This window comes from Neorhizobium petrolearium, assembly GCF_029854435.1.
Lineage (GTDB): Bacteria > Pseudomonadota > Alphaproteobacteria > Rhizobiales > Rhizobiaceae > Neorhizobium > Neorhizobium petrolearium.
Genome location: NZ_CP123001.1, coordinates 559616 through 582574, shown reverse-complemented (window position 1 = coordinate 582574; position 22959 = coordinate 559616). Strand labels below are relative to the sequence as shown.

Below are 22959 nucleotides of genomic sequence, written 5' to 3'. Positions count from 1 at the left end.
GCACGTTTTCGTGCCGACTTTCTGCCAGAGGAATGCCAATGCGTAAGGTGCAAAGCATCATTTTGTGGGCAGTCATTACGGTTTGCGTAATCGGATTGATCACGCTTCCGGTCAATCTTCAGACCCAGCTCATCGCCAGCACCACTGTCGTTTCGCTCATGGCCATCATCAAGATTCTGAAGGCCGGCGGGGTCTGGCGTCTGATAGCCCTCGCGTTCGGCACTGCCATCGTCCTGCGGTATGTCTACTGGCGCACGACCGAAACGCTTCCTCCCGTGAACCAGCCCGAGAACTTCATCCCCGGCCTGCTTCTCTACCTCGCCGAGATGTACAGCGTCATGATGCTGGGGCTGAGCCTTTTCATCGTCGCTATGCCCATGGCGTCCCGCCCGTCCCGCGTCACGGAAAAGAAACTCTATCCGTCCGTCGATGTCTTCGTTCCATCCTATAACGAGGAAGTCACACTGTTGACCAATACGCTCGCCGCGGCAAAAGCCATGGATTATCCGGCTGACAAGCTGACGGTCTGGCTATTGGACGACGGAGGGACCCTGCAAAAGCAGAACTCGCCGGATGTGCGCGAAGCCGAAGCGGCAATAGCCCGAAATCAGATCCTGAACAGTCTCTGCGACGAACTCGGGGTCAACTACCTCACCCGCACCCACAACCAGCACGCCAAAGCGGGCAATCTCAATAACGGCCTGAAACATTCGAAGGGAGAACTGGTTGCCGTTTTCGATGCAGATCACGCTCCCGCGCGCGATTTTCTACTGGAGACGGTGGGTTATTTTGCGGATGACCCGAAGCTTTTCCTGGTTCAGACGCCGCACTTTTTCATCAACCCGGATCCTCTGGAGCGAAATCTCCGCACATTCGACCGGATGCCGAGCGAAAACGAGATGTTCTACGGCATCATCCAGAGGGGGCTTGATAAGTGGAACGCCGCCTTCTTCTGCGGTTCGGCCGCTGTACTCAGTCGCCGTGCGCTGGAAACCACAGAAGGGTTCAGCGGGATCAGCATCACGGAAGACTGCGAGACAGCGCTGGCGCTTCACAGTGCCGGATGGAATAGTGTCTATGTCGACAAACCGTTGATTGCCGGTCTGCAGCCGGCCACATTTGCAAGCTTTATCGGCCAGCGAAGCCGCTGGGCGCAGGGAATGATGCAAATTCTGCGCTTCCGCTTCCCGCTTTTGAAGCGCGGCTTATCCTTTCCTCAGCGGCTCTGTTACATGTCGTCGACATTGTTCTGGCTGTTCCCCTTTCCACGCACGATCTTTCTCTTCGCGCCGCTTTTCTACCTTCTGTTGGATCTGCAGATATTTACGGCTTCCGGAGGCGAGTTTCTGGCCTATACGCTCGCCTATATGCTCGTGAATCTGATGATGCAGAATTACCTTTACGGATCATTCCGCTGGCCGTGGATTTCGGAGCTCTACGAATATGTCCAGACCGTGCATCTGTTGCCCGCCGTTATTTCGGTCATGGTCAATCCGCGCAAACCAACCTTCAAGGTCACCGCCAAGGACGAGTCGGTTGCGGTCAGCCGGCTCTCGGAAATCAGCCGGCCCTTCTTCGTCATCTTTGCCGCCTTGGCCATTGCTCTGGGAATTGCTGTCTATCGTGTCTACACCGAGCCTTACAAGGCGGATGTCACGTTGGTTGTCGGCGGCTGGAATCTGCTCAATCTCATTCTTGCCGGCTGCGCGCTGGGGGTGGTCTCCGAACGCGGAGAACCTTCGTCATCCAGGCGAGTAAAAGTCCGCCGCCGCTGCGAATTCGGCATGGGTGGGACCTGGCATCCCGCGTCCATCGAAGATGTTTCCGTCGGCGGCACCCGCCTCCAGGTCTTTAGCCGTGCCCTGTCCCAGTCAGATCTTTCCGCAGAAGCCGCAATCAGATTTCAACCCCATGGCGGAGGAGAACCTGTCATGCTTCCCCTCGTTATCAGACGGGTCGAGCCTTCAGGGGATGCGACGATGCTCGGCTGCCAGTATCAGCCGAAGGGGCCGCTGGACCATCGTTGGATTGCCGATCTGATTTTTGCCAACTCCGCCCAATGGGCTGAGTTTCAACAGAGCCGACGTCGCAATCCCGGGCTTCTGCGCGGAACGATCTGGTTTCTTGGGTTATCCATCTACCAGACCCATCGGGGATTGCTATATTTCCTCCTTGGGATAACGCGGAGGCGCGATAATAAACCCGGCGGGAGCAACAGCCAATGAACCGCTCCCTTGCATGCCTGACACTCGCTCTGACAGCTCTTCTCGCTGTCGTGCGGATTTCGGACGCCCAGCCCGCGCCCTTCGACATGTCGGGCGAACGACCGCCAGAGCCGCCTGCCCCACCCCGCTTGGTATTTCCCGATCTTTCCCGCCCTCCCGTCCCCCAGGATCGGACATCCGCTCCTCAGAGACATGCGCCAGCGCCTTCCGACGCCGCACCTCGACCCGCCGCAGATGCACGGGAACAGGACAGAAGCCGCCGGTATCTTGTCCCAGCGTCCGATCTCGCCCTGGCAGGAGAGTACGACCGCCGCTCCTGGTCGATCTACCTGACGGAAGAACAGGCCGCATCGCCGGCAAAGCTCAATCTCCAATATCAGAACGCAATCGTCGTTGCTCCGGAAGCCTCGTTGCTGACGGTGTCGATCAACGAACACGAGATCGTACGGCAACGAATCAGCTCACCAAACGGTCCAAATAGGCTTGCGTTTGACGTCCCGCCCAACGTCCTTCATCCCGGCGGAAATCTTGTCGAGTTTCGCGCGACTCAACGTCATCGGACGGATTGCGATATACGATCTACCTATGACCTCTGGACCAATGTCGACCCTTCGCAAACCTATCTTGAATTTACCGGTATCCCCGCTCCCGCGCCGTCGGTGACCGAGGCAGTCCGGGCCGTGGGCGGTGATGCAAACGGCAATACTGAATTCCAGTTTCTCGTACCGGCTGCGGGGCAAGCGGGCCGCACCAAATCATTGCTTCGGCTCGCACAAGGCTTGTCGCTTCTGTCCGGAATGCCAAACCAGCTCTTTTCTTTCAACTCCGACCGTCTCGGAGCACTTGGCCCTGGCAAGTTCGGTGTAATCATTGGTACTGTCGCTGAGCTGCAGCCCGTTTTCCCCGCACTCCCTCCGTCAGCAGGATCCGCGGCGACAGCAGCCCTGGTTAAGGATCCCAACAGCGATGAACAGGTGCTTCTGCTTACGGGGCCTTCCTGGAATGCGATCGATGCAGCTGTCGAGACCATAGTTGCGCCCACGGATCGCCCCCCCGAAATTCGGCGCGATGTCATGGCCACGCAGCGCTGGGCAGCACCCGATGCGCCGCTTCTCTTCGGCGGAGAGAGACTCTCCTTCTCTCAATTGGGGTTAAGGACCACGGAATTTTCGGGCCGCCGGTTCCGCACCAGCTTCAACATAGCGGTTCCGTCTGATTTCTATGCAAGCGCCTACGGCGAAGCAAACTTGCTGATCGATGCAGCGTTTGCAGCGAATGTCCGGCCCGGCAGTCATCTCGACGTATATGTGAACGGAAACGTCGCCACGAACTTGCCGATCACATCCGATAACGGCGGCCTTTTTCGGCATCTCCCCATCCGTATGACGCTCCGCCACTTCAAGCCTGGCCTCAACTCCGTCTCGCTTGAGGCCATTCTCCTTACCGACGAAGATGATGTCTGCATTCCCGGCAGCACGGCTTCCACTGAACCTCGCTTCGCGCTTTTCGACAGTTCCGAATTCAACATGCCGCAATATGCGCGGATCGGCCGGAATCCCAGCCTGGAGGCGCTTTCAGGGACGGCTTTTCCCTACAGCCGCAGGACGGACCCAATCATGCTCTGGATGGATCGCTTCGACGCCAACACGCTGACGGCCACCTCGACATTTCTATCACGTCTTGCATTCGTAGGGGGACACCCGATTACCGTCGAACCCGTTGCCTCCCCGGGTGCCATTGGCAACCGCGATGCTCTTTTTGCAGGATCGATCTCGCAAATACCCTCGACGGTGCTATCTCAAGTCAATATCGCGCCGGAAAGCGTTGCCACGTGGCGTGCCGCCGGAGCGCCTGTCCAGAACGAGGACACGATGGCGACATTTGAAAAGTGGCGCACGCAAGTCCGGGGAAGCATCTGGCGCGACCAGATTGCTCGATTTCAGGAATGGCTGAATCGTAATTTCAACATATCGTTGAGTTCGTTCCAGCTTTTGCCACAGCCAGAGCAGATATTTCATCCTTCAAGCAACGATACCTTTATTCTCGCGCAGGGCCAAAGCACCAACGGAAACGGCTCCTGGACCGTGATCAGCGCCCGAACCCCGGAGGAACTTCGACAGGGCGCAGAGGCGCTCACGCGTCAGCAGAACTGGCAACAGGTTACAGGGCGAATTACGACTTATGAAGGCAAAATACAGAAAGTTGCGTCTCTGTCTGCCTCACGCTTCACCTTTGTGCAGACCGTCAGCCCATCGCTCGGAAACTACCGCCTGATCGCAGCCAACTGGCTTTCGAACAATATACTCTTCTATTCATTGGCGCTCGTGGCTCTGGCTGTCTTCCTGGGGCTATCGACGGCGGCTCTGCTTTCCTCCTTTGGGAGGAGCAGATGAAGGACCGGCCCCGATGGATCATCATAGGCATGTTCGCCCTTGCAGTTTCGGTCAGTTCGGCGGCGGCGCAACAGCCGCATGTCTCAAAGGAATTCTGGTCTCTTTATAAAGCCAGGTTTCTGAACGGGAGCGGCCGGATTGTCGACAATGCCAATGGCGACATCAGCCATAGCGAAGGACAGGGATACGGTCTGCTTCTTTCCTTCCTCGCCGACAATCCTGCCGATTTCGAGCAGATCTGGTCGTTCACCCGCACCGAGCTTCTTATTCGCGATGACGGTCTGGCGGCCTGGAAATGGGATCCTGCCGCGACCCCTCATGTTACTGACAGCAACAACGCGACCGATGGTGACATTCTGATCGCTTATGCCTTGGCGCTCGCGGGCTCTTCATGGCATCGGCTCGACTATGTGGAACAGGCGGTAAGGATCGCAAACAGTCTGCTGTCGCACACTGTCGTGGGAGTCAAAGGGCAAACCGTTCTCTTACCGGCCACAGCAGGGTTCGGCGCAGGTGAGCGAGAAGATGCTCCGGTCATAAATCCTTCCTATTGGATTTTCGAAGCCCTGCCGGTGATGGCGTTGCTCGCGCCTTCCGACGATTGGGCCAAGCTGTCCGAGGATGGGCTGGCATTGCTGCGTGTCTCGCAGTTTGGTCCACGAAGGCTTCCGGCAGAATGGGAGAGCCTTGCCCAAAAGCCAAAGCCCGCCGCCGGTTTTCCGCAGGAATTCGGCTATAACGCCGTGAGGATACCGCTCTATCTCATGAGGGCGAACATATATGACAGGGACCTGCTCACTCGCCTCTCTCAAGGCATGACCAACGAAGGAGGAACCTTATCGACGATCGATCTGGAAACAGGCCGGACCAAGGAACCGCTGAGCGACCCAGGTTATCAAATTATTAACCATGTTATAGGCTGTGTACTTAACGGGACAAAGTTGCCAGCCTCGGTCCAACAGTTCGAGCCAATCCTGTATTATCCGTCCACGCTGCAGCTGTTGGCACTTGCATTCGTCAGGGAAAGGCATCCGGAGTGTCTTTGAAGCTGTCATGGATTCTTTTCTTGACTGCGGCGATATCGGGGGGCCTCCTGACGTCGATCGCCGGCGACGCTTCCGTTGATGACATCTTCACCCAGTCTCAGACCGCGCTTGGCGCTTCCGGAGCGCCCAGGGGAAACCGCCTGGCCCAAAACGAGCAAAATCCCGATGCCGGGACGATTGCAGAGCAGATTCGCGCGACGCAACGGCCTCCGCGATCAAGCCAACAGGGCACCGATTCCTTCCCTGCCCCGATTGTCTCTCAAGTTCAGCCGCCCCCGACCGGAGAAGACGGAACTGGCCAGTCCGCCCCAGAGCAGCCAATCGAACCGGAGGTCGACGAAAGCGCTCTGCGGTATTTTGCGGCACGGGGGGATCGGGCCAGGCTCGAAGCGGAGATCGCCCGCTTGCGTACGCTTTATCCGAACTGGACGCCTCCCCCAGATCCGCTTGCCGTTCCGGAAAATCGCGACCGGCAACTGGAAGACATGTGGCAGCTTTATTCGGAAGGGCATTACGCGGAAGTCCGCAAAGCGATTGCCGAAAGGCTGGCAAGGGAGAGCGGATGGCAGCCGCCCCCCGATCTTCTGGAAAGGCTCCAGGTCGCGGAATCGCGTGTCCGGCTGGTGAACGCGTCGAATCTCAAGCAATATTCAACCGTCATCGAGATTGGAGCTGCCACTTCGAGCCTCCTCAATTGCGGCGACGTGGACGTGCTGTGGCGTATTGCCGAAGCCTTCATCCGGACGGATCGCCGACAAAGAGGCGTTGATGCCTATACCTATATCCTGAAGAACTGCACTAATTCTCAGGAACGATCTGCGACGATCGAGAAGGCAGCCGAGCTCCTGCCCTATGGTTCCGTTCAGGCTCTCCTTGCGCTTGAACAGACCGGTCAATCCGGCAGTCGCGAGTTCGACGGAATTCGCAACGAGCTGGCTCGTCGGTTCGTGGGCGAAGCCGGCGAAAAACCAGAGCTTACAATCGACTCGCAATATTTGGAGCGCATCCGAGGGCTGGCTGCTCGGGAGCAGCGCGCTTCGGACTCTCTACTGCTGGGCTGGTACTATCTTCGCCGCAACAATATGGCGGAAGCCGAGCGATGGTTTCGCGCCTCACGAGAGAAGGAAAATTCTGCCGCAGCGTCGCAAGGGCTTGCCGTTGCGCTGATTGCCCGAAATGCTGCGGCCGAAGCCGAAGAGGTTATGTACGGTTGGAGGAGCGACTCCGAGGAAGCGACGGCGACCTATCTGGCTGCAACCGCCAATCTCCTTTCCGGTGATCCGTTGCCTTCTATCCCGGAGCCTGTCTTACAACGCATGGCTGTGGCGGTACTCCAGGAAAAATATGTGCCGACTGCTCAACAACTGGGCTGGTATGCCCGTGCGCTGGACCAGCCGCAAACGGCCATACGCTGGTTCGAGACGGCTTTACAGTGGAAACCGGATGACGAACCATCGGCCTACGGGCTCGCCATCACGAAACAGCAGATCAATGACAGGGCCGGAGTACAGGCGCTTCAGCGTGCCTGGGCCGGTCGTTCCGAACGCATAGCCAATCTGGCTCTGTTGACGGCCCGCACGCCCTCCTCCGCCCCCACAAGACCGCCCGTTTCCAGCGGAACATCAATACAAGCCCGCCCTTCGGCCAGCCCAGACGGTCCCTCGCCGAAAGCGGTAGTCGCCGGCAGGGAAGCAGGGCCGGCCGAGACGCGCAGGTCGATCGGCTGTTCGACGACCGCGCAGATAACAGGTCTTTCCTCCGATCAGGCGCTTGCGCGCGGATGGTGTCTCATGGACCTCAACCGGCCGATCGAGGCAGCTGCGGCATTTGAGGTCGCACTTCAAAGTCGCACGCAGCGCGTCCGCGAGGACGCCGCCTATGGGCAGAGCCTGGCTTATCTCAGGCTCGGTCTCACAAGCAAAGCTGCAGTGGCTGCCACAAAGGCTCCGCAGAGTTCGCAAAGGGCTGTGGAGCTTCAGGTCGCGATCCTGGCCGATTACGCAATTTCCGCCTTCGATGCCGGACGTTACAGGGAGGCCCTCATCTATCTCGATCAGCGGTCCGAACTGCGGCCGGAATCGGCTGACCTGACGATCCTGCGCGGCTACAGCTACATGAATCTCGACAGGCCTCGGGACGCGTTGAGAATTTTCGAGGCGGTGGCGGCAACCGGCAATCGGGACGCAAGCCGCGGCATGGCGGACGTGCGGGCAATGCTACAGCTGGGAGGTGGCACCTGATGCTGCATCCGCTGCGCCCTGTTGAAGGATGTGCTCGCAGGCAGATATAGGCCGGCTGCCGTTGACGATTTAGCGCGCCACTTCACACTCCTTTGCGGTCAACACCGCCGAACTCGGCGGGCAGTCCCGCAAGTGCTCGAAGGTCCAGACCATCAGATGGAACGGACCGGCGGGCGTCAACGTGCGCCCGCACGCCCGTGTCCAGATGATCGCACTGCATGAAGCGTTCGGGCACCGTCAAGTCATTAAGATCGGGAATTGAAGGTGCGCTGGCCCATCAGCGCCAACGTCCGGTCTATTTCAACCTGCAGCAGACCGACGACGTCTACGACGCCCTTCTCGCCACCGGTGGCAAGGCCGAAAAGAGCCGCCCTGCCGATCATCACCGCACTTGCACCCAGCGACATCGCCTTGACGATATCGCTGCCGCGACGGATGCCGCTGTCGACAACGATCGGCGCCTTGACGGCTGAGAAGCCGGGCAGAACCTCGATCGGCGCAGGAGCGGCATCGAGCTGGCGTCCGCCGTGGTTGGAGACGACAACCGCATCAACGCCGAGGGAAACGGCGCGTTCCGCATCGGCCGGATGCAGCAGTCCCTTGACCAGCAGGCGGCGCGGCCAGCGGTCGCGCAGGCGCTTCAGGTCGTCCCAGTCGAAACTCGCATCCATCTTACGGGAAAGCAGTGCCGCCTGGGTGTTCGGATCGGTGATCGTGGCGGTCGCAAGATTGGCCATGGCCGGCGCACCATGCCGACCAACGTTCCAGAGCCATCGCGGATGGCAAAGCACATCCGCAATCGTCTTCGGCCGGAAGTGGAACGGCATGATGAAGTTGTTGCGCTCGTCCCGCTCCCGTTTGCCGCCCATCGGCACGTCGACCGTCAGAACCAGATGGCTGAAACTGGCCGCCAGTGCCCGGTCCACGAGTTGATCGGCGAAATCGCGGTTCATGACATAGAGCTGGAACCAGAGATCGCCATTCGAGGCATTGGCGACCTGTTCGATGGAATTGTTGGAGGCCGTCGACAGTGCGAATGGTATGCCGAGTCGTGCCGCCGCTCTCGCAAGCAGGATGTCGCCGTCTTTGCGGTAGAGACCGTTCAGCCCGGTCGGCGCGATGACGATCGGGGTCGGCAGGCGCCGACCGAACCAGTCGACGCTCTGGTCGCGCACCGAGACATCGTTGAGCAGCCGGGGCGTCAGTCTGATCTGTTCGAAGGCCGCGCGGTTTTCCTTCACCGCCACCTCGTCTTCCGAACCGCCGTCCAGATAATCGAAGACGAAGCGCGGCAATAGCCGCCGCGCCTCCTGCCGATAATCCTCGACGTTCAGCAAGGCCATCAGGGCGCGATCCGGATTTCGACCAACGCTTGCGTCTTCTTGACCGTGACGTGCTCGATGGCGGCTTCCAGCACCGCGCCGAGATCCTCGGCACGCTCGACCTTGGCCGTCCAGGCGCGGCTTGCGGCCGCGACCTGGGTAAAGTCAGGCGTCGGGACAAGCGAGACGAGCGGCATGGAGTTCGTTTTAGCCGCAAACCCGTCCGGATAGACACCGAGTACGGACTGGCGCACCGCGCCCCATTCGACATTATTCAACACCAGAACGAGAAGCGGGATTTCCATAGCCTCAGCGATCTGGTGGCAGGCGACGGGGTTCGAGAACATGTACGAGCCGTCACCCATCGTCGCGATCACCAGCTTGCCCGGATCGGCAAGCTTCATGCCGAGACCGGTCGGGAAGGACCATCCGAGACCGCCCGAATGCGGTTCCTGATACCAGGATCCGTGATCGCGCAATGTCAGCGGCTCGAGTGGGGCGCCGAGTTCGGACAGGACCGTCGCCTTCCTGCCCTCGATCGCCTTCGAGAGGGTAAAGCTCACAAAGGCTTTGGTCATCAGTTCGCCATTGCCGGCTTTGGCCTGCGCCTGCACCTCGGCACGACGCTTGCTGGACGCCTTCTCCACGCTTGCCCGGCGAGTGCTGCGCTCCTTGGACGTCGCATCAAGATAGACGCCGGCGGCCTTTTCGAGCTGAAGGATTACCTCCGCGGTATCGCCGGTCAGCGCCACGTCGGAGGGAAAATTGCGGACCGGGAAGCGGGAATAAAGCGGATCCTGGCCGATATGCACGACCTTGCAGCCCTCGCCCAGAGGGTGGATGTCCGGCGACCAGGGTGCAAGGCAATCAATCACCAGCACGAGATCCGCTTCCGCCAGCCATTTGGCCGGATCGACCCCGACGGCCATCGGATGGTCGGTCGGCACGCCGAGCTGGATCGCCCAGTACTGGCAGACCGGAATGCCCCAGTCGAGCGCCAGCTTCGACAGCGTTTCGAAGCCTTCCTGTGAGCCGGCACCGCGCTGGGAGATGATCAGGGGGCGCTTCGCCTCACTCAGAAGTCTTGCCGCCGCCTCGATATCGGCGGAGCGGGGTGCCGCTATCGCCGGCGCGATGCGGCCCGGATTATCCAGTTCATCGGACGGGCATTGTTCACAGAGCACTTCGCGCGGCAGGCTGAGATAGACGGGCCCGCGAGGTGTCGAATTGGCGATCGCATGGGCGCGATCGATGATATCCACCGCCTGTTCGGGGAACCTAAGTTCGTAGTCCCACTTCACCGTTTCGCGGATCATCGCGGCCTGGTCACGCATTTCCTGACCCCAGCTGATCGGCACGGTGCGGGCACCGAGGCGGCCCTTTTCGACGACGGGCGTGCGGCCGGAGAAGATCAGCATCGGAATATGTTCCGTCGCGGCATTGATCGCCCCGATGGCGCAATTGGCGAGGCCGACATTGGTATGGGCCATAACGGCCTGCGCCTTTCCGGTCGCGAGATAATAGCCGTGGGCCATGCCCATCGCGGCATTTTCATGCGGGATGACGATTGCCTTCGGCAGGGGGATCTGCTTTGCCGAGGCTTCCGCCAGCCCTTCGATGATCGGCGGGAAGTCCGTGCCGGAATTGGCGAAGATATAGTCCACTCCGACCGCCTTCAGGCGCGCCAGGATGGCGCCGCCGGCGGTGATCGTGTCAGCCCTTGAAGTGGCCTTTGCATCGGTCATGGAAAGTCTCTCTTGCATGTAGGGTCAAAGGTGGCTTGGCAGCCAGGTAACGATCACCGGGAATGCGATCAGCAGCGCAAGCCGCACAACATCGGTGACGATGAAGGGAGCGACGCCCTTGAAGATCCTGGCAAAACTCAATTCAGGCACGACGCTCTTGATGACAAAGACATTCATGCCGACGGGCGGAGAAATCAGTCCGAGTTCGACCGTCATCACGACGATCACGGCAAACCAGATCGGGTCGAAACCGAGCGCGAGGATCACTGGATAGACGATCGGAACCGTCAGGATGACCATCGCCATGGCGTCCATGATGCAACCGAGAACGAGATACATCAGGATGATCAGCAGCAGGACACCATAGGACCCGATGCCAAGTCCGCCGAGAAAGGCCGTCACCTTTTGCGGTGTGCCGGTGATCGTCAGGAAATAGCCGAACAGTAGGGCGCCGATGAGGACGGTGAAGACTGCCGCCGCCGTACGGGTTGCCTGCAGAAGCGAGGTCAGGATCTTCAGCCTGTCGAGCTTGCCGCGCAGCAGGCCGATGATGAAGGCCCCACCCGCTCCGACACCGCCGGCTTCCGTCGGCGTGAACAGGCCTCCGTAAAGGCCACCGATGACGAAGAAAAACAGAAGCAGCGGCGCCCAGACATCCTTGAGAGCATGTAGGCGTTCGTTCCAACTGCTCCTCTGACCAGCACTCAGCATGTCGGGGCGCAGGCGTCCGATGATGATGATGGTGATCATGTACATCAGCACGGCGAGAATGCCGGGCACGATTCCTGCCATAAACAGCCGGCTGATGTCCTGTTCGGTAAGGATGCCATAGACGACGAGTACGGTGGACGGCGGGAACATGGCCCCCAGCGTGCCGCCGGCGGCGATCGTCCCGGCAGCGAAGGATTGCGGATAGTTGAAGCGCCGCATTTCGGGATAGGCGACGGTCGAGAAGGTCGCGGCGGTGGCAACCGACGAACCGGAAATTGCGGCGAAGCCAGCGCAGGCAACGATGGTGGCAAGCCCAAGGCCGCCGCGCAAATGCCCGATGAACGTGTTGGCCGCACGGAACAGCTCCCGGCTCATGCCGGAATTGGTGACGAAGGCGCCCATCAGCAGGAACATCGGGATGACGCCGAACGTATAGTCGGTGACAGTGCGCATGGAGGTTTGGCCGATCAGCTTCAGCGCCGGACCGAAACCGGCCAGGAGACCGAAACCGGTGACGCCGACGAGACCCATGGCCATACCAACCGGCACGCGCAGCAGCATCAGGACAAACAGCAGGACGAATCCCGATACGGCAACCAAATTCTGTGTCATGGGATTATTCCACCGGATCTGTGGTGTGTTCTCTGTTCACACTCTGGGGATTGAAGACGAGGCGGAAAGTGCGCACGGCGATCAAGATCACAGCGGCAACATCGCCGAGCCATGCCACGAGAAAAAAGGGCCAGGTGGGAAGCTGCAGGTCGTAGGTCAAGACGTTCTGCGCCCTGGTCTGGACGACCTTGTCGAACAGCATGATGGTCTGGACCGTCACGACGAGCAACAGTACCAGTGTCGCGAAGACGTCGATGTAACGCTTGTATCTCCGGCTGGCGCCTTCCCAGACGAGATCCACGGTGATGTGCGCGCCGCGATAGCTGGTCGCGGCAATTCCCCAGAAGATGAGAATGCCGAGGAACAGGCGGCCGAAATCATAACCGTCGGGGATGGCGTAGGAGAAAAAGTAACGCAGCATCACCGAGATGAAGATATCGGCGGCGACGAGACCCACAAAGCCCGCCGCGATCCACTCGATCCCCTCGATGAAACGGTCCATGGCGTTCTTGGGCGGCTGCGGCCGCACAGGCGGGGCCGCTCCGCCTGCTGTTTCGGGCGTCATGAGCCCCTCCTCTCTTGTCGTGAAGGAACCCGGCCGATGCTGCGATCAGCTTCGGCCGGATCGAGGATCAGAACGCGGCCTTGTTGTCCGCCAGGCTCTTCTTCAGATCGCCCAGAATCTCGGCCGGGTCATAACCCTTGGCCGTGACCTGCTTTTCCCAGTTCGCCTGCAGCGGAGACACGGCCTTGCGCCATTCGGCGACCTGTTCCGGCGTCAGTTCCACAACCTCGTGGCCCGGGGCAGCCTTCATCTTATCTCGGCCGGCATGCTCGAAGTCGGTCCAGGCGGAGGAAAGCTTCACTGCCCATGCGGTGCTGCAATGGTCGTCCAGCACCTTCTTCTGCGCGGCGGAGGCGTTGTCGTAGACGTCCTTGTTCATCGTCCACGTGTAGGCCGTGGTGTAGAGCGGAACGTCGAGCGTGTACTTGGTCACCTTGTCGATGCCGAACAGGAAGATCGAGTTCCAGGGGAAGGTGATCGCATCGGCGATGCCGCGCTCCAGCGCATCCCGCGATTCCGGCGCGGAAGCCTGGACATTGGTACCGCCGAGCGTCGTCACCAGTTCGCCCATCGTCTGCTGCGCCGGACGGACCTTGAGGCCCTTGACGTCGGACGGCAGGGTGATCTTCTTGCGGGAATGCAGCGCGCCCGGATCATGGACGAAGGCGAGGCAGAAATGCGTGTCGGCCATCTCCTTCGGAGCATATTTTCTGTACCAGCTATCGATCGCTGCCGTGCCCCCCTTGGCATCGGCAACGATAAACGGAAGCTGAGCAGCATTGATGACCGGGAAGCGGCCGGGCTGATATCCGGGACTTACATAACCGACGTCGGCGATACCGTCGCGGACCATATCGTAGTGGTCGAACGCCTTGCCGAGCTGTTCGGCCGGGAAAACGGACGCGGTGATCGTGCCACCCGACGCCTTGGCTATGCTGTCGGCCCATTCCTGGGTGGATTTCACCAGCGGATGCACCGGCGGCACCCAGAGGGAAATCTTGAGATTGATCTGCTTGTCCTGTGCGGATGCCGGCAGGGCTCCCGACGCCAATACGGCCATGGCGCCGACAGTCGCGGCGACCAGACCCTTGATTACTTTGTGTTTCGACATGTGCTCCTCCTTGGTTAGCTGCGGCAGGCAAACCGCGTTCGTTTTCGGCATCCTCCACGGAAGCCGAAGTCCGCGGGACGGGTCCCGCCGATTGTCTATGTCTTCAGATGCTTGCCGCCCAGCCTGAACCTGCAGTCAGGCACGAGGCGACAGCCATCGCTCAGCCGTTGCCGAGCGAATTCACAATTCTGGCCAGGATCGCGATCAGCGCGGCCTTGTCCTCGCCGACGATCTCATCTAGCCGCCGGTCATGCTTGCGGGCGATGGCATGCAGGCGCGCCTGCATCTTCCGTCCTTCATCGGTCAGCCGGACGCTGTAGCTGCGCTGGTCGTCCGGGTTCTGCTGCCGCTCGATCATGCCACGGATCGAAAGCCCCTTCAGAGTCGCCGTCAGCGTCGATCGGTCCCGGCCGCAGACCCTACTGAGTTCCGACGGCGTCAGGCCGTCATATTCCGACAGGATGGTCAGAATGGAGTACCAGCCGGGCTTCAGATCCGCCTTGTCAACGGCCGTGCTGAAAGCCTGGAAGGACGCCTCCTGAGCGACCCGGAGGTGATATCCGAGAACGTTCCGGAAGGCCGCCGGAATGAGCACGTCGCTCTCTTCCGGCCGGGAAGCTTCCAGTTTCGGTTTTGCCGATGATTTCGCCATCGCCCTTCCGCCTCGCCGTCAGAACGGGTAGTGCTGATGCGGATCCTCGACGGTGATCCAGCGCAGGTCCGTGAATTCCGCGATCGCCGCACGGCCGCCGAACCGGCCGTAACCGGATGCCTTGACGCCGCCGAAAGGCATCTGCGCCTCGTCATGGACAGTCGGGCCGTTGATATGGCAAATGCCGCTTTCGATGCGGCGCGCAACCGCCATGGCGCGCTGGATATCGCGGCTGAAGACCGCCGAGGAGAGGCCGTATTCGGTATCGTTGGCGATCCTGATCGCTTCATCGTCGCCCTTGACGCGGATGACGCTCTTGGCCGGACCGAAGGACTCTTCCGAATAGATGCGCATGTCCCGCGTCACCTTGTCGACCAGCGTCGCTTCCATGATGGCACCATTGCGATTGCCGCCGGCCACCAGGGCCGCACCCTTGGCAACAGCATCCTGAACCATTTCCTCGACCCGCTCGGCCGCTTGGAGGCTGACCAGAGAGCCCAGGACGACATGCCCGCGCGGATCACCCGATGGAAGGCCCTTTGCCTTGGCGGCGAGCTTTTCGACGAAGGTGTCGGCGACCTTCTCGTCGACGATGATCCGCTCCGTAGACATGCAGATCTGGCCTTGGTTCATATAGGCGCCGAAAGCTGCCGCGTTGACGGCGGCATCGAGGTCCGCATCGTCCAGGACGATCAGCGGGGCCTTGCCGCCGAGCTCGAGCAGGACCGGCTTCAGGTGTTCCGCCGCCAGCTTGGCGATGATCTTGCCGACGCGCGTCGAGCCGGTGAAATTGATGCGCTTGACGGCAGGATGAGCGACCAGAGCCTCGACGACCTCTGCGGCATCGGCGGGTGCGTTGGTGACGACGTTGACGACGCCCTTCGGGAAACCGGCCTCGCGCATTACCTGGCCAATGAGGCGGTGGGTCGCCGGGCACATTTCCGACGCCTTCAGCACGACCGTATTGCCACAAGCGAGCGGCATGGCGATGGCGCGGGTACCGAGAATGACTGGTGCATTCCACGGCGCGATGCCGACGCAGACACCAGCCGGCTGGCGGATGGCCATCGCCATATTGCCGGGCTTGTCGGACGGAATGATCTCGCCGGAGACCTGGGTCGTCATGGAGGCCGCTTCGCGCAGGACATTGGCGGCGAACATCGTGTTGAAGCCGCCCCATGGGCCGGTCGAGCCGGTTTCAGCGGTCATCAGCCGGATAAATTCACCGGCCTTGGAATCCATGATGTCGGCGGCTTTGAGAAGCAGCTTGCGGCGCTCACCCGGGCCGATCGCCGACCATTGCGGAAAAGCGGCGGCAGCGGCGTCGGCTGCGGCACGCGCATCGGCAGGACCGCCCGCCGGCGCCTTGGTGGCGACCTCGCCCGTTACCGGATCGATACGCTCGAAAACGGCACCCGACTGCGCAGCGCGATCGTCGTTATCGATCAGAAACTGAATGCTATCCACGATATCCTCCCTTTCTTGTGAACCCAAATAGCCGCGTGACAGCACACTGTCCGGCTTCTCCGTATTAGGTCGCTTTTTCCTCCGACGGCAAGCGCTGCGGCCTGCCTTGCTCTTGTTGTGAACCGTAGCCAAAAGGCTTTCTCGCTGCAAGATAGTTTGATAACAAAATTTTTGACGTCAAACTATCTTGCGGCAAAAACGGTTTTCCGGGATAATCCGGAGACGATGCGGAGGAGCATCGGGAAGGGACAAAACCATGAGAATTGCCGTCATCGGGGCCGGCGCCATGGGCGGCCTGTTCGCCGCCCGGCTTGCGGGAAGCGGGCAAGATGTTTCGTTGATCGACGTCGCTCCGGCGCAGATCGAAGCCATCAAAGCGAACGGCCTGCGGTTGACCGGCGACGATGGAGAAAAGACCTATTCCCTACCGATCGGAGCGGCGGAACGGTATACGGGTGCCTTCGATCTGCTGATCGTGTTCACCAAGGGCATGCACACCGAAGCGGCGATGGCAGCCGCTCGGCATCTGATCGGGCCGCAAACGCTTGCGCTCACGGTGCAGAACGGCATCGGCAATGTCGAGACGATCGAGGCTTTCATTCCGCGGGAACGCATCGCCATGGGCATGACCAACTGGCCTTCGACGCTCGTCGCACCCGGGCACATTCGCGTGCCGGGCGACGGACAGATCCGGATCTGGGCGGCGAACGGCGTCCCCTCACCCGGGCTGCAGGATCTTTGCAATATGCTGGAAAACGCCGGGCTGAACTGCGAACTGGACCCAGCGGTGGAGGTCGCGATCTGGGAAAAGCTCGCCTTCAACGCGGCCTTGAATTCGCTCGCGGCGGCGACCGACCTGACCGTCGGCGAGATGGCGGACCGGCAGGAAGCAAGGCAGATCGTCTTCGCCATCCTGTCGGAAGCGCTAGCCGTCGCGAAGGCCCGTGGCCTCGATGTCGATGTGGAGCGGACGCGGCAATCGGTGGAACATGCCTTTGCGCACCATCGCCCTCACAAGCCCTCGATGCTCCAGGACCGCCTCGCCGGCCGGCCAATGGAGATCGGCACAATCACCGGTGCGGTTGCCCGGGAAGGTCTCCGGCAGGGCGTATCCACGCCCGTGACGGCAGCATTTGCAAACCTTCTATCGCTCTTCGAGCGGAAGAATGTATAAAGCGGTCTGTCCATCCATATGGCATGGGCGAGGCTGATGATTACTGCTCCGACCACTGCGACGTAGCTGCGTTGACTGCTGGCTGGAAAGCAGTTGTTGCTAAACTCACCATGCGCTGAATACGTCGGCTGGAAAACATTACGGTGCATCGGCGTGGTGAGAGACACATTGGCATCGGTGACCCCAGGGTTCGCGAACAGATCCGAACCTACGGTACCTCACTTCTCACGCTGAAGTTCGTACTTTTGCTTCAGCTCAGCAGATGTATTCATGACCGGACCTACCGGCCCGAATGTCAACGTTTCGGACAGTTCTGGTGCGATAGAAACTTGAATTTGTGCGGTCTGCTCACAACCCTTGAAGCAATTTGAACCGCCGACTCAGAACCATGCGCCAATCTCCTGTCGCACGGTGGAGTATACTTGGAGATCGATACTGCCATAATGGTGGCAAGAGAATTCACTCGAACCGTTTGATGAAGCGGTTTTTTTGAAAATCCTGCCAAGGCGCCGTCCCGGTGTGGGCGAAGGTTTGCAAAGCGTCCGACATCTCGTTGGCAAGCTTCACCGCATGGGGCTTGCCACCGGCAAGCGGCACCCGTTCTGCCTCCACGTTTCCGAATACGAACGGTTCATCGAAGGAGTGCGAGGAACCCAGCCTGCCGCCCTCGAACTCCGGCACCCAGCCGAATTCGTAGGCGAAGGCTTTGCCGCCCGCGTTCCCGTGAGTCTCGGCGGTCCGCTGGGCGGTATCGCGGTAGATGGTTGCCGATAGGAAACGTTCCTCCAATTCGGCCAGGCCGGCTTTTGGGTAAGCCCTTTCAATTTCAGATAATACCGTTTCCGATTTGTCGGGAAAAAAGCGTGCAACAGTTGAAAGTACGCGCTCTCGGCCCTTCGGCGCCGGCATGATGCCCAAGGCATACCACATGCTTGCCTCGTCTCTCGTCCAGCCGACGACCATCTGCTTGTCGCGGAAGGTTCCTGCGGCAAGGCCGTCGAGCGGATGGCGCTTCAGGCTCGCGCCGTCGAGCACGATGCCCATCGTCCTGCCCCCGGGTGAATTGCGTTCGCCAAGGTCGGTGGCGATGATCTCTTCCTGCACGGTGAGAATGCGCTCGACCGGCAGGGCCTGCAGGGCATCGTGATCGCCGGGGCGGATGCCGGTGCGGTCCAGAAAATCGAGGGCCATGGAGCTTGCCGTCCGCGGATCGATGATCCGGCTTGCCGAACCACTCATCATCCAGGCCCGCCGAAAAAGATGGGCAATGCCATCCATACCGAACAACGCACCGATAGTGAAACCGCCAGATGACAGGCCGACAAGCGTGACATTGTCCCGATCGCCGCCGAAGGCTCCGATATTCGCCTGGACCCATTCCAGCGCCAGAACGAGATCGAGCATGCCGCGATTGGCAGGCGATCCATCGCCCATCACCTCGCCAAGATGCAGAAAACCCAGCGCGCCGGTACGGAAATTTGGCCGGACATAAACGAGGTCCCCACGTTCGACGAAACCGAGTTCATCCTGATAACCGCCATTGACGGACCCGGTCTGGAAACCGCCACCGAACACGTGCACTACGACCGGCCGCTTGCCGCCATTGGCTGCCGGCGTGAAGACGTTGAGGTTGAGGCAGTCCTCGCCGGTCAAGAAACCCGTATTGCGCGGCGTCCATACGGGTACCGGTCGACGGATCTGTGGCGGCGCGTTGCCCGGCTGCGTCGCATCGACAAGGCCTTTGGCCACGACCGCTTTCGCCGGCTGAAAGCGCAGGGCGCCGACCGGTGGCTCGCCATAGGGGATGCCGAAAAAGCTAAGGCCACTCTCGGAGACGACGCCGCGATAGATCGCCTCGCAGCTCGAAACATCGATCGTCTTCATGCGCTTGGAGCCTTCTCCAGCAGATGGCAGGCCGCCCGCTGGCCGCAACCGAGCTCACGCATTCCCGGCGCTTCGAGGACACAGCGTTCATGAGCATGCGGACAGCGGGTGCGAAAGGCGCAGCCGCTCGGTGCGGCATGGGCGCTTGGGATTTCACCGGAGAGCCGGGCGCGTTTGCCCGCTCCCCTGCCCGGTGCGGAAGCGAGCAGCGCCTGGGTATAGGGATGCGCCGGAGCGCCGTATATCCGCTCGCGCGGTCCCTGTTCAACGATCTCGCCAAGATACATGACCGCGATCTCATCGCACATGAATTGCACGACCCTGAGATCATGCGAGATGAACAGCATGGTCGTGCCATGCCGCTCCTGCAAATCGCGCAACAGGTTCAACACCTGCGCCTGCACAGAAACGTCCAGCGCGCTGACCGGCTCGTCGGCAACGATCAGGTCCGGATTGGTGGCAAGCGCACGGGCGATCGCGATGCGCTGGCGCTGGCCGCCGGAGAACTCATGTGGAAACCGGTCTAGCGCGGCCGCCGGCAGTCCGACTTCGGCAAGCAGGCTGCGGGCAGCTTCTAGCCGCGAAGCGGGCGTGCCTATACCATGGACCATCTGTGGTTCGGTCAGCGTCTCGCGTACAGTCATGCGGCCGTTCAGCGATCCGAAGGGATCCTGAAAGATCATCTGCATGTGGCGCCGCTCGCGGCGTAACTCTTCCTGCTTCATGGCGGAAAGATCCGTTCCCCGGAAGCGGATGTCGCCGGACGTCGGATCGATGAGCCGCAGCACTAGGCGGGCGGTCGTCGACTTGCCGCTGCCGGATTCGCCGACGATGCCGAAGGTTTTGCCCCTGGTGATGGAAAAGGAGACATTTCGGACGGCCTTGACCGCCTTGAAGGATTTCGAAAGGCCGCGCACTTCGAGCACGGGCGAAACGGTATTCATGATGCCGAGACCTCCTCGACCGGGTGCCAGCAGCGGACCGTGGAACTGCCGACAGCGTCAAGACCGGGATGGGTGCGACATTGTTCATCCGCGTGCTGGCAACGGGGTGCGAACCGACAGCCCTCGGGCCACGCCCCGACCGGCGGTACCGTGCCGGGGATCGGTGTCAGTCGATTGCGGGTTTCGCCATGCGCCGGAATGGCGTCGATCAGGCCGCGTGTATAGGGATGGCGCGGTGTCTCGACGATCTCCCGGCTCGTCGCCCGCTCCACCACGTCGCCGGCATACATGACGACAGCCCGGTCGCAGAAGTCGCCGACCACTTCCAGATCGTGGGTGATGAAGAGCATGGCGAGATCGAGCTCACGGCGCATGTCTTCCAGAAGGTCAAGAACCTGGGCCTGGATCGTCACGTCGAGCGCGGTAGTCGGCTCGTCGGCGATGATCAGCGATGGCCCGCAGGAAATGGCGAGCGCGATCATCACGCGTTGGCGCATGCCGCCGGAAAGTTCGTGGACATACCCTTTGAGGATATCCTTTGCGCGGGGAATTCCGACCTTCACCAGCAGTTCGGCAGCGCGGTCCATCGCCGCCCGCTGGCCGAGCCCGAGATTGTGGCTCAGCGTATCGGTCATCTGCCGGCCGATTGTCAGCGTCGGGTGCAGGGCCGTCATCGGCTCCTGAAAGATAAAGCCCATATGGCGACCGCAGAGCTTGCGGCGCTCTCTCGGGGAAAGATCGGAAATGCGTTGCCCGTTCAGCCGGATTTCACCGGTGACGACCGCATTATCCGGCGCAAGCCCCATGATCGCGCTGGCGGTGATCGACTTGCCGCAGCCGGATTCGCCGACCAGCGCCACTGCCTCGCCACGACCGATCGAGAACGAAATGTCGGTAACGATCGGCAGCAAGGCGCCTTCGTCGCGGAATGACAGGGACAGTTCCTCGACCTCCAGAACCGGGACGGTCTTCACGGCCTCCTGCGGTAGGCCAAGCGCTTCCGATGGAATATGCGTGTTCATTGGTAGCGTATCCGGGGATCAAGGAGTGCGTAGACGATGTCGATCGCTAGATTGAGCACGGCAAGGATCAACGAAATGGTCAGAACCCCGCCTTCGACGAGCGGATAATCGCGGCGGGCAACCGCTTCCACCAGCATGCGGCCGAGGCCCGGCAAGGCGAAGATGATCTCGATCGCGACGGCGCCGCCCAGCATATGGCCAGCCGCAAGCCCGACAACGGTGATGACCGGAATGGAGGCCGTCCGCAGCGCGTAGCTGCCGATCACCTTGCGCTCCGGCAGTCCTTGAGCCCGCGCGGTCGTGATATATGGCTCGTTCAGCACGTCAAGCATGGAGGAGCGCATCATCCGTGTCATCAGTGCCGACTGGCGCACGCCAAGCGCCAGCGCCGGAAGAAAGATGGTCGCAGCAAAGGCGACGATGCCGGCTGACGGAGGATTGTAGCCCGCGACGGGAAACCAGCGCAACGTCACTGCAAACAGGAAAATCAGCAGTAACGCGAACCAGAATTCCGGTACCGATATGCCGAGCACTGCGCCGACGATAACCCCCCGGTCGATTGGCTTGTTGCGGTTCATCGCAGAAATCAGGCCAAGCGTCACGCCGATGACGACCGTCAGCGAAAGAGCCACCAGCGCGAGCAGGATGGTGACGCCGGCATATTCAGGGATGATTTTCATCACCGTCTCGCGGAAAAAGATCGACTGGCCGAGATCCAGCGTCACGATGTCCTTGAGCCAGATGAAGAACTGGACGTAGATCGGTTGATCGAGCCCGAGTTCGGTTCTCAGCGCGGCAATCTGGTCGGCAGTCGCCTGATCACCCAGCATCATGCCGGCGGGATCGCCCGGCGACAGACGCAGCAGCAGGAAGACCAGGATCAACGGCACGAAGATCGTTGGAAGAATGAGCAGGAAGCGCCTGCCGAGATAGGTCAGCATCTAGCGTCTCCTTGCAAGCCGGGGATCAAGCACATCGCGCAATGCGTCACCCAGCAGGTTGAGCGAAAGAATGGTCAGCATCAGCGCCAAACCCGGAAACAGCACGATCCAAGGCGCCTGGCTGATGTAATTTCGCGCTTCGGTCAGCGCGTTACCCCAACTCAGATCCCTAGGGCCAATACCGACGCCGATGAAGCTCAGTCCAGCTTCGCCAAGTACGGCTGCGGAGAAGATGAACGAGGTTTGGACGAGGATCGGCGAGCTGACGGCCGGCAGCACGTAGCGGGAGAGGATGCGTAGCGTCGGCACGCCGACGGCGCGCGCCGCCTCGATCATTTGCAGCTCGCGGACGACAAGCACCTGGCCGCGGACAATGCGTAGCGAAGGCGCTATCAGCACGATCGACAACGACGTAATGACTGTCGTGACGCTCGGCCCCATGATGCCGGCGGCTGCCGTTGCCAGCACGATGCCCGGGAAAGCCATCATCCCGTCGACGAAGCGCATCAAGACGACGTCCACCTTGCGATAAAAGCCGGAAATCACCCCCAGCACGATCGCCACGGACATGGAGACCAGCGTGACGATAAGGCCGACGAGCAGTGAGGTACGCGAGCCATGCAGCACCATTTTGAATATGTCGCGACCGAGATTGTCGGTGCCGAAAAGATGTTCGGGGCCCGGCGGGGTAAACCGCAGGGCGGGGCTCACCCGCATGGGATTGCCGGGTGCGATCACCGGCGCCAGGATTGCTCCCAGCGCCATAAGAACGAGCACGGCGATGGAAAAGACGGCCGCGGGGTTGCGGACCAATCTTTGCCATAGCGGCCGGTGGCTAGAAACGAGGGTCGCCTCCTCTCCGGTGGCCGGGCTCTCGGACAGGCTTTGCTCGATCGTGCTCATCC

The 22959-nt window shown here is 60.8% G+C and carries 17 protein-coding genes; 5 read left to right on the top strand and 12 right to left on the bottom strand.

Annotated features, from left to right (window positions below; genetic code table 11):
• Positions 1-38 precede the first annotated feature (38 nt).
• The 4 genes from bcsA to QEO92_RS29570 are packed head-to-tail and all read left to right on the top strand — an operon-like array spanning position 39 to position 7904.
• The gene (gene bcsA / locus QEO92_RS29585; RefSeq protein WP_227705664.1) at positions 39-2225 is read left to right on the top strand and encodes a UDP-forming cellulose synthase catalytic subunit; all 2187 of its coding nucleotides are present in this window, start codon (positions 39-41) and stop codon (positions 2223-2225) included.
• Complete coding sequence (locus QEO92_RS29580; protein WP_227705663.1) at positions 2222-4618, top strand: cellulose biosynthesis cyclic di-GMP-binding regulatory protein BcsB; 2397 nt, start codon at positions 2222-2224, stop codon at positions 4616-4618. The genes bcsA and QEO92_RS29580 overlap by 4 nt, the downstream gene beginning before the upstream one ends.
• Complete coding sequence (locus QEO92_RS29575) at positions 4615-5664, top strand: family 8 glycosyl hydrolase (RefSeq protein ID WP_227705662.1); 1050 nt, start codon at positions 4615-4617, stop codon at positions 5662-5664. The genes QEO92_RS29580 and QEO92_RS29575 overlap by 4 nt, the downstream gene beginning before the upstream one ends.
• Complete coding sequence (locus QEO92_RS29570; RefSeq protein WP_407722186.1) at positions 5661-7904, top strand: tetratricopeptide repeat protein; 2244 nt, start codon at positions 5661-5663, stop codon at positions 7902-7904. Before QEO92_RS29575 ends, QEO92_RS29570 begins: the two co-directional genes overlap by 4 nt.
• A 245-nt stretch (positions 7905-8149) precedes the next feature.
• Here QEO92_RS29570 and QEO92_RS29565 read toward each other — a convergent pair whose 3' ends face one another.
• The 7 genes from QEO92_RS29565 to QEO92_RS29535 form a co-directional block, all read right to left on the bottom strand.
• Entirely contained in the window at positions 8150-9247 is a 1098-nt protein-coding gene (locus QEO92_RS29565; RefSeq protein WP_227705661.1) for an alpha-hydroxy-acid oxidizing protein, read from the bottom strand.
• The gene (locus QEO92_RS29560; RefSeq protein ID WP_227705660.1) at positions 9247-10971 is read right to left on the bottom strand and encodes a thiamine pyrophosphate-requiring protein; all 1725 of its coding nucleotides are present in this window, start codon (positions 10969-10971) and stop codon (positions 9247-9249) included. The genes QEO92_RS29565 and QEO92_RS29560 overlap by 1 nt, the downstream gene beginning before the upstream one ends.
• Before the next feature lie 24 nt (positions 10972-10995).
• Complete coding sequence (locus tag QEO92_RS29555; RefSeq protein ID WP_227705659.1) at positions 10996-12294, bottom strand: TRAP transporter large permease; 1299 nt, start codon at positions 12292-12294, stop codon at positions 10996-10998.
• A gap of 4 nt (positions 12295-12298) precedes the next feature.
• The gene (locus QEO92_RS29550; RefSeq protein WP_227705889.1) at positions 12299-12796 is read right to left on the bottom strand and encodes a TRAP transporter small permease; all 498 of its coding nucleotides are present in this window, start codon (positions 12794-12796) and stop codon (positions 12299-12301) included.
• Between the two features lie 130 nt (positions 12797-12926).
• A complete protein-coding gene (locus QEO92_RS29545; protein ID WP_227705658.1) occupies positions 12927-13970 on the bottom strand; it encodes a TRAP transporter substrate-binding protein in 1044 nt (347 codons plus the stop codon).
• A gap of 160 nt (positions 13971-14130) precedes the next feature.
• Positions 14131-14622, bottom strand: coding sequence for a MarR family winged helix-turn-helix transcriptional regulator (locus tag QEO92_RS29540; protein WP_227705657.1), 492 nt, complete (start codon positions 14620-14622; stop codon positions 14131-14133).
• An 18-nt stretch (positions 14623-14640) separates the two neighbouring features.
• The gene (locus QEO92_RS29535; RefSeq protein WP_227705656.1) at positions 14641-16089 is read right to left on the bottom strand and encodes an aldehyde dehydrogenase; all 1449 of its coding nucleotides are present in this window, start codon (positions 16087-16089) and stop codon (positions 14641-14643) included.
• Positions 16090-16345: 256 nt separating this feature from the next.
• Between QEO92_RS29535 and QEO92_RS29530 the strand changes: the two genes are divergently transcribed.
• A complete protein-coding gene (locus QEO92_RS29530; protein ID WP_037145033.1) occupies positions 16346-17263 on the top strand; it encodes a ketopantoate reductase family protein in 918 nt (305 codons plus the stop codon).
• Positions 17264-17722: 459 nt separating this feature from the next.
• On the opposite strand, the gene QEO92_RS29525 is transcribed toward QEO92_RS29530, so the two are convergent.
• The 5 genes from QEO92_RS29525 to QEO92_RS29505 are packed head-to-tail and all read right to left on the bottom strand — an operon-like array spanning position 17723 to position 22957.
• Positions 17723-19147, bottom strand: a complete 1425-nt coding sequence (locus tag QEO92_RS29525) for a carboxylesterase/lipase family protein (RefSeq protein WP_052182554.1) — start codon at positions 19145-19147, stop codon at positions 17723-17725.
• Positions 19144-20091, bottom strand: coding sequence for an ABC transporter ATP-binding protein (locus tag QEO92_RS29520; protein WP_227705655.1), 948 nt, complete (start codon positions 20089-20091; stop codon positions 19144-19146). Before QEO92_RS29520 ends, QEO92_RS29525 begins: the two co-directional genes overlap by 4 nt.
• The gene (locus QEO92_RS29515; RefSeq protein WP_081952624.1) at positions 20088-21113 is read right to left on the bottom strand and encodes an ABC transporter ATP-binding protein; all 1026 of its coding nucleotides are present in this window, start codon (positions 21111-21113) and stop codon (positions 20088-20090) included. Before QEO92_RS29515 ends, QEO92_RS29520 begins: the two co-directional genes overlap by 4 nt.
• Positions 21110-22054 (bottom strand): ABC transporter permease, encoded by a 945-nt coding sequence (locus QEO92_RS29510; RefSeq protein WP_037145022.1) that lies wholly within the window; start codon positions 22052-22054, stop codon positions 21110-21112. Before QEO92_RS29510 ends, QEO92_RS29515 begins: the two co-directional genes overlap by 4 nt.
• Entirely contained in the window at positions 22055-22957 is a 903-nt protein-coding gene (locus QEO92_RS29505; RefSeq protein ID WP_037145019.1) for an ABC transporter permease, read from the bottom strand.
• Between the last annotated feature and the right edge of the window lie 2 nt (positions 22958-22959).

What these genes read in the sequence shown, in the direction of transcription:
- bcsA (WP_227705664.1), top strand. Translation starts at nt 39, where the DNA reads ATGCGTAAGGTGCAAAGCATCATTTTGTGGGCAGTCATTACGGTTTGC.
- QEO92_RS29580 (WP_227705663.1), top strand. Translation starts at nt 2,222, where the DNA reads ATGAACCGCTCCCTTGCATGCCTGACACTCGCTCTGACAGCTCTTCTC.
- QEO92_RS29575 (WP_227705662.1), top strand. Translation starts at nt 4,615, where the DNA reads ATGAAGGACCGGCCCCGATGGATCATCATAGGCATGTTCGCCCTTGCA.
- QEO92_RS29565 (WP_227705661.1), bottom strand. Translation starts at nt 9,247, where the DNA reads ATGGCCTTGCTGAACGTCGAGGATTATCGGCAGGAGGCGCGGCGGCTA.
- QEO92_RS29560 (WP_227705660.1), bottom strand. Translation starts at nt 10,971, where the DNA reads ATGACCGATGCAAAGGCCACTTCAAGGGCTGACACGATCACCGCCGGC.
- QEO92_RS29555 (WP_227705659.1), bottom strand. Translation starts at nt 12,294, where the DNA reads ATGACACAGAATTTGGTTGCCGTATCGGGATTCGTCCTGCTGTTTGTC.
- QEO92_RS29550 (WP_227705889.1), bottom strand. Translation starts at nt 12,796, where the DNA reads ATGGACCGTTTCATCGAGGGGATCGAGTGGATCGCGGCGGGCTTTGTG.
- QEO92_RS29545 (WP_227705658.1), bottom strand. Translation starts at nt 13,970, where the DNA reads ATGTCGAAACACAAAGTAATCAAGGGTCTGGTCGCCGCGACTGTCGGC.
- QEO92_RS29540 (WP_227705657.1), bottom strand. Translation starts at nt 14,622, where the DNA reads ATGGCGAAATCATCGGCAAAACCGAAACTGGAAGCTTCCCGGCCGGAA.
- QEO92_RS29530 (WP_037145033.1), top strand. Translation starts at nt 16,346, where the DNA reads ATGAGAATTGCCGTCATCGGGGCCGGCGCCATGGGCGGCCTGTTCGCC.
- QEO92_RS29525 (WP_052182554.1), bottom strand. Translation starts at nt 19,147, where the DNA reads ATGAAGACGATCGATGTTTCGAGCTGCGAGGCGATCTATCGCGGCGTC.
- QEO92_RS29520 (WP_227705655.1), bottom strand. Translation starts at nt 20,091, where the DNA reads ATGAATACCGTTTCGCCCGTGCTCGAAGTGCGCGGCCTTTCGAAATCC.
- QEO92_RS29515 (WP_081952624.1), bottom strand. Translation starts at nt 21,113, where the DNA reads ATGAACACGCATATTCCATCGGAAGCGCTTGGCCTACCGCAGGAGGCC.
- QEO92_RS29510 (WP_037145022.1), bottom strand. Translation starts at nt 22,054, where the DNA reads ATGCTGACCTATCTCGGCAGGCGCTTCCTGCTCATTCTTCCAACGATC.
- QEO92_RS29505 (WP_037145019.1), bottom strand. Translation starts at nt 22,957, where the DNA reads ATGAGCACGATCGAGCAAAGCCTGTCCGAGAGCCCGGCCACCGGAGAG.